A 6,173-nucleotide genomic window follows, 5' to 3' on the forward strand; every position below is an offset into this window, starting at 1 on the left:
CGCGCGCCTAGGTGGGGTGCCCCGGCCCTTCTCAGGAAGTGACCGGGATATTCGTCAGACCCTTGCCGCCTGTCACCGTGTTGGTGCTGTAGACCGTCGTCTTGCAGCCGGCGCTGTAGTTGGTGACGTTGATGGCCAGCTGGGTCGTGCCGGTGGTGCCAGTCAAAGTTGACTTGTTGTTCTTGAAGACCGTGCCGCAGCCCCAGCCGGACTGCTGGGTGTGGGTCTGGTAGCCGTCGTTGCCGGTGTTGTCCTGGACGAGGACGTCGTTGCCCTTCACGTCGACCCAGGAGTCGTCGTAGTTGGCGCCGGTCAGCCCGCTGCCGTCGAAGGTGTTGCCGACGATCTGCGCGCCCGTCGTGCCCTCCTTGATGTCGACGTTCTCGCCGCCGACGTCGGGGCCGATCGTGTTGTTCAGGATCTGGATGCGGTCGCTCCTGTCGGACAGCGTGTTCGCGGTCCCCACGTACACGCCCTCGCCCATGCCCCGGCCGTCGTTCCCGGTGTCGTAGATCCTGGAGTTCCTGATCGCGCCGTCCGTGCTGGAGTTGCGGAAGTGCACGCCCTCCATGTCGAGCCCGTGCACCGTGACGCCGTCCACCACGACACCCTTGGCCGTGTCGATCACGATGCCCTTCTGGCCTCCGGTCACGGTCAGCCCGCTGACCGTCCGGTAGGACGCGCCGTTCAGGTGCAGGCCGTAGCCGCCGCTCGCGGTGAGTACGGCCCCGGGGGAGCCGGTGAGGGTGATGCGGGCCGTGGCGCCGGCCGGCGTGGTCGCCTTGAAGTTGCCGGTGTACGTGCCGTCCGCGAGATGGATCGTGTCGCCCGGCTTCGCGTTGCTGAGCGCGGTCTTGAGCTGCGCCGCGGTGCCGACCTCGACGGTCGAGGCGGCCGGGGCCTGGCCCGCGCAGAGGAGCAGGCCGCCGGTTGCGGTGGTCGCGGCGAGCAGGGAGGTGAGCAGCGTGCGCGTGCGCATGGGGGTGCCTTCCTGTCGTACGGACGCGGATCTCATACATGAACGATGTACGTGGATATGAACTCCGGTCTTCGTGAAGGTACGGACCAGTTGACGGGGCGTCAAGATGCGCGGACCTAGGTGCCTGATCAGCGCCCTGACGCGGGAATGCCTACGCCCCAGGGCGCGTTGTGGAAGAGGAACACGAGGAGGAGCGGTCACAGTGCTTGATCCGCAGGGTTTGTACGCATGGGAGCCGAAGGGCCTGGCCGTCGTCGACATGGCGCTCGCCCAGGAGTCGGCCGGACTTGTCATGCTCTACCACTTCGACGGATACATCGACGCGGGTGAGACCGGCGACCAGATCGTCGACCGGCTCCTCGACTCACTGCCCCACCAGGTCGTGGCCCGCTTCGACCACGACCGGCTCGTGGACTACCGGGCCCGCCGCCCGCTGCTCACCTTCAAGCGGGACAGCTGGACCGACTACGAGGTGCCGGCCATCGAGGTCCACCTCGTCCAGGACGCCACCGGCGCCCCCTTCCTGCTGCTCTCCGGGCCCGAACCGGACGTGGAGTGGGAGCGGTTCGCGGCCGCCGTACGGCAGATCGTGGAGCGGCTCGGTGTCCGCCTGTCCGTGAACTTCCACGGCATCCCCATGGGCGTCCCGCACACCCGCCCCGTGGGCCTCACCCCCCACGGCAACCGCACCGACCTGATCCCCGGCCACCGCAGCCCCTTCGAGGAGGCCCAGGTCCCCGGCAGTGCCGAGTCGCTGCTGGAGTACCGCCTCATGGAGGCCGGACACGACGTCCTGGGTGTCGCCGCGCACGTCCCGCACTACATCGCCCGCTCCCCGTACCCGGACGCCGCGCTGACCGTACTGGAGGCCGTCACGGCCGCCACCGGGCTGGTGCTGCCGGGCATCGCGCACTCCCTGCGTACCGACGCGCACCGCACGCAGACCGAGATCGACCGGCAGATCCAGGAAGGCGACGAGGAGCTGACCTCGCTCGTCCAGGGCCTGGAGCACCAGTACGACGCGGCCGCGGGCGCCGAGACCCGGGGCAACATGCTCGCCGAGCCGGTCGAGATTCCGTCCGCCGACGAGATCGGGCGGGAGTTCGAGCGGTTCCTGGCCGAGCGAGAGGGCGAGAACTAGGGGTGTCTTCTGGATCACGCAGGCGACGCGGGGTCCGGCACGCCCCAGCGCGGCCGGCCCGGCCGTAGGACCGACGCCGGGGGGTGGCCCAGTCAGTGGCAGGGCCTAAGCTTCCGCTCATGCTGAAAGTGGGCCTGACCGGCGGCATCGGCGCCGGCAAGAGCGAGGTGTCGCGGCTGCTCGTGGAGCACGGAGCCGTGCTGATCGACGCCGACCGCATCGCACGCGAGGTCGTGGCGCCCGGCACACCCGGTCTCGCGGCCGTGGTGCAGGCCTTCGGCGAGGAGATCCTCGCCGCCGACGGCAGCCTGGACCGGCCCAGACTCGGCTCCATCGTCTTCGCCGATCCGGAGAAGCTGGCCGTCCTCAACTCGATCGTGCATCCCCTGGTGGGCGCCCGCTCCCGCGAGCTGGAGAGCACCGCGACCGAGGGCGCCGTGGTGATCCACGACGTGCCGCTCCTCACGGAGAACGCCCTGGCGCCGCTGTACGACCTGGTGATCGTCGTCGACGCGAGCCCCGAGACCCAGCTCGACCGGCTGGTCCGGCTGCGCGGCATGACCGACGACGACGCACGCGCACGCATGGCCGCGCAGGCGACCCGCGAGCAGCGCCGGGAGATCGCGGACATCGTGATCGACAACGACGTACCCCTGGACGCGCTGCGCAAGCGCGTGGCGGAGGTCTGGGACGACCTCGTGCGCCGGGCGCGCGACCCGCGCGCGACATCCGGGGACGGGCGATCGCGCGACGGCGGCGCGGAATAGCTGCCTGTGGCAGGGCGTTGAACCGCCGCAGTGAGGGAAGGACTTTGCCGTGCCCGAGATCAGCGGTTCCACCGGACGTACTCCGGAGACGCACGTCATAGACTTCCGCGCGGCCGAGCAACTGCTCAACGCGCGGGATCCGCGGGGCGCGGTGAAGCTGCTGGACGGAGTCATCGCCGCACACCCCGAGAACACCGCGGCCCGGCTGCTGCGTGCGCGAGCCTTCTTCGCGGCCGCACAACTGCGGCCCGCCGAACTCGAGTTCACCATCGTGCTGGAGCGTGAGCCGGACAACGCGTTCGCGCACTTCGCGCTGGCCCGCACCTACGAACGCCAGGGCCGCCAAGACCAGGCCAAGCGCCACTTCCGGCTGGCCGCCGCGCTCGACCCCAACCCTCAGTACCTGAAGGCGGCCGAGTTCGAGTCCTGACTGCGGACGGGGCCGTGCCGGGGGTCCGCGCCGAGGTGACGGGCCGTGCCGGGCGTTCGCGCCGAGGAATCCGCGCTGACGGGCCCGCAGGCCGCCGTCACGGGTGGCGGGGCCGAGGCGGGCGCGGGTAGGGCCGACCGCTCGGCCGAGGGCGGGGCGGATCGCTGTCCACCGGCCGGTACGGCGGGATGTCCCGGCCCGGCTGATAGTGCGGCCCCTGCCGGATGTGCCTGAGGATCATGGTCATGTCGACGGTGGCCACCAGCCACAGCACCCCGCAGGCGGCCGCCCAACCGGGGCGCCCGACGAGCGCGAACACCGCCGTGCCGAAGATCGCCCAGACCAGCCCCCACACGCTCAGCCAGAAACGCGCTCGCAGCGCACTGCGCGCGGTCGCCGGCTCACTGCCCGTACGCATCAGGATCACCACTCCTGCCTGCAACGTACTCTCCGGAGCGAACGTTCACCAAGGGGGTCATCGCTTGCTGCCCGATGCCGACGAACTGGCCGAGGTGCTGCTCGATCTGGCGGTACCGCACGAGGACATCAACGCACTCGTACGAATGGGCCGACGCGTGAGCGACGACCCGGAACTGTCGCGGACCCTCGAAGGCGCCGTCGCCGAGCTGGTGCGAGGGATGGGCGAGATCCGCGGCGGGGCCGACCTGCCCGAGCTCGACTGGCCATCGGGTGCCCTGCAGCGCTGCTTCCCCGTGTATGTCTTCGTGGCGGCGCTCCCCTACGTCCGCACCCACCACCGCGAGCGCGGCATCCCGGCCGACGTCTCCCGCCGCACCCTCACCGACCTCGGGCGGAACATGGCGGTCCACCGCAGGCGCCACGGCAGTGCGGGCGTGCAGGCGCCGCGCTGGCTCACCCTGCACTTCCGCGGCGAGCTGTACCAACTGGGACGCCTGCAGTTCCAGCGGGCCCCACTCGGACAGCGCACCAGCGCGGCACTCGCAGCCGCCGGGCTGGACGCAGCCCCGGGCACGCCCTGCCTGAACCTCCACATACCCGACTTCCTCGGCCCGCTCTCGCCGGGCGCCTGTGACCGCTCGCTGGCGCTGGCCACGGAGTTCTTCGCGGGCCACTACCCCGACGAGACGTACCCCGTCGCGGTCTGCCACTCCTGGCTGCTCGACCCCCAGTTGAAGCGCCACCTGCCCGCGCAGTCCAACGTCATCCGCTTCCAGGAACGCTTCCGCATCGCCCACGAGGACACGGAACCGGCCGACACCGAGCCCGTCCAGTTCGTCTTCGGGAACCCGGACCTGCCGGTCGCCGAGCTGCCGCGGCGCACGTCCGTGGAGCGGGCCGTCGGCGACCATCTGCGAGCCGGAGGCCACTGGTACATCGGGCACGGATGGTTCCCGCTACAGGGCGAATAACCCGAAAGCGTGAACCGCCCTCGGACGGGAACGGCCGTACGGAGGCCACCCGTTGTTCGGGCATGACGGTCGAAATGCGTGAAGGATACGACGGAACAGGACCCGGTGCGATCACCCCGGACGGATGCGCGGTCGAGCTGTACACGCGGCTTCCGGTGGGCGACGAGCCGGACGTCATCGCCGCGGCAGTGCCCGCCGGGGCCCACATCCTGGAGCTGGGCAGCGGAGTGGGCCGGGTGACCCACGCCCTGCTGGAGCGCGGCTTCACGGTCACGGCGGTGGACGAGTCCACCGAGATGCTCGCCCACGTCCGCGGGGCGCGCACGATATGCGGCCCGATCGAGGACCTGGACCTGGGCGAGAGGTTCGACGTGGTGATGCTCGCGTCGTTCCTCGTGCACAACGGCGACGTCGAGGTGAGCCGCGGCATGCTGCGCGCCTGCGCCCGCCATGTCGCGGAGAGCGGCTGCGTGCTCATCCAGCGGGAGGGCGGGGACTACCACGCCAACGTGCCGAGGGAGCGGGTCGACCCGAGCGGCTTCACCGTACGGATCGCGTCGTCGGAGCCGGTCGGCGACGGGGTGCACTCGGTGCGCGCCGAGTACGTGTTCCCGGACGCGGCCTGGACCCAGACGTTCCTCGCCAGGCCCCTCACGAAGGAACAGTTCGAGCAGGCGCTGGCGGAGGCGGGACTGGAGGTGGACGCGTATCTGACTCCGGACGGGATGTGGGTGAGGGCGGTACCGGTGGCGTAGGAGCGATGAGTTCTCGGACGGCGGGCGGTCTACCTCGGTGACAGCAACCGGGACCGCTTCACCCAGGAGACCCCCATGTCCGAGACCACCGCCCCCGCGACTTCCACTCCCTCCACCGCCCCCGTGACCGCCCGCGGTCGCCTCGCCCGGATCGCCCTGCGCACGGTGCAGGTGCTGCTCGCCCTCTTCTACGGGATCGCGAGCGCCCTGCCCAAGCTGATCGCGCACCCGTCGGCCGTCGAGTCCTTCGACAAGATCGGCTGGGGCAGTGCGGGTATGTACACCATCGGCGCGCTCGAACTGGCCGGCGCGATCGCGCTGTTGGTGCCGGTGCTGCAGTCGGTGGCGGCGATCGCGCTGAGCGCGCTCATGGTGGGCGCGTTCATCGTCCAGCTCACCGTCTTCGACGGTCAGTACGCGGCGACCCCGCTGATCCTGATCGTGCCGCTCGTCCTGATCGCCTGGTCCCGGCGCGGGCACAACACGGAACTGCTGCGGCTGCTGGGGCGGGCGGGCCGACAGGCAGGGCGACGGGCGTGACCGGTGCGGGACAGCGACGGTGACGTCGGCCGGGGCGCGGGGGCCTGGCCGACGTCAGCCGAGCGTGAAGAACCCGAGCGTGCAAAAGGGGGAGGGGAGGGGGAGGGGGGAGGGGCCCCAAGTCGGGCCGACTCAGCGCCCCCGAGGACGCCCACCGGACCCACCCAATC

The 6,173-nt window shown here is 70.8% G+C and carries 8 protein-coding genes; 6 read left to right on the plus strand and 2 right to left on the minus strand.

Annotated elements, in window-relative coordinates:
* Positions 1-31: 31 nt before the first annotated feature.
* Entirely contained in the window at positions 32-979 is a 948-nt protein-coding gene (locus BEK98_RS32460; protein ID WP_094220295.1) for a right-handed parallel beta-helix repeat-containing protein, read from the minus strand.
* Positions 980-1,181: 202 nt separating this feature from the next.
* Between BEK98_RS32460 and BEK98_RS32465 the strand changes: the two genes are divergently transcribed.
* The 3 genes from BEK98_RS32465 (at position 1,182) to BEK98_RS32475 (ending at position 3,317) form a co-directional block, all read left to right on the plus strand.
* Positions 1,182-2,120 carry a PAC2 family protein gene (locus BEK98_RS32465; protein WP_094220296.1) on the plus strand — a complete coding sequence of 313 codons (939 nt, stop codon included), beginning with the start codon at positions 1,182-1,184 and terminating at the stop codon, positions 2,118-2,120.
* Between the two features lie 119 nt (positions 2,121-2,239).
* A complete protein-coding gene (gene coaE / locus BEK98_RS32470) occupies positions 2,240-2,887 on the plus strand; it encodes a dephospho-CoA kinase (RefSeq protein ID WP_094220297.1) in 648 nt (215 codons plus the stop codon).
* A gap of 49 nt (positions 2,888-2,936) precedes the next feature.
* Positions 2,937-3,317, plus strand: a complete 381-nt coding sequence (locus BEK98_RS32475; protein ID WP_094220298.1) for a tetratricopeptide repeat protein — start codon at positions 2,937-2,939, stop codon at positions 3,315-3,317.
* A gap of 97 nt (positions 3,318-3,414) precedes the next feature.
* Here BEK98_RS32475 and BEK98_RS32480 read toward each other — a convergent pair whose 3' ends face one another.
* On the minus strand, positions 3,415-3,735 hold the full coding sequence (locus BEK98_RS32480; protein ID WP_208643299.1) for a DUF6343 family protein: 321 nt from the start codon (positions 3,733-3,735) through the stop codon (positions 3,415-3,417).
* Positions 3,736-3,799: 64 nt separating this feature from the next.
* Here BEK98_RS32480 and BEK98_RS32485 point away from each other — a divergent pair, with 64 nt between their 5' ends.
* The 3 genes from BEK98_RS32485 (at position 3,800) to BEK98_RS32495 (ending at position 6,003) form a co-directional block, all read left to right on the plus strand.
* On the plus strand, positions 3,800-4,708 hold the full coding sequence (locus tag BEK98_RS32485) for an acyltransferase domain-containing protein (RefSeq protein WP_094220300.1): 909 nt from the start codon (positions 3,800-3,802) through the stop codon (positions 4,706-4,708).
* A gap of 74 nt (positions 4,709-4,782) precedes the next feature.
* Entirely contained in the window at positions 4,783-5,463 is a 681-nt protein-coding gene (locus BEK98_RS32490) for a class I SAM-dependent methyltransferase (RefSeq protein ID WP_094220320.1), read from the plus strand.
* Between the two features lie 75 nt (positions 5,464-5,538).
* The gene (locus BEK98_RS32495; protein ID WP_094220301.1) at positions 5,539-6,003 is read left to right on the plus strand and encodes a DoxX family protein; all 465 of its coding nucleotides are present in this window, start codon (positions 5,539-5,541) and stop codon (positions 6,001-6,003) included.
* Positions 6,004-6,173: the final 170 nt, after the last annotated feature.

Origin of the sequence: Streptomyces diastatochromogenes, from assembly GCF_002242805.1 — a bacterium.
GTDB classification, from domain to species: Bacteria; Actinomycetota; Actinomycetes; order Streptomycetales; family Streptomycetaceae; genus Streptomyces; species Streptomyces diastatochromogenes.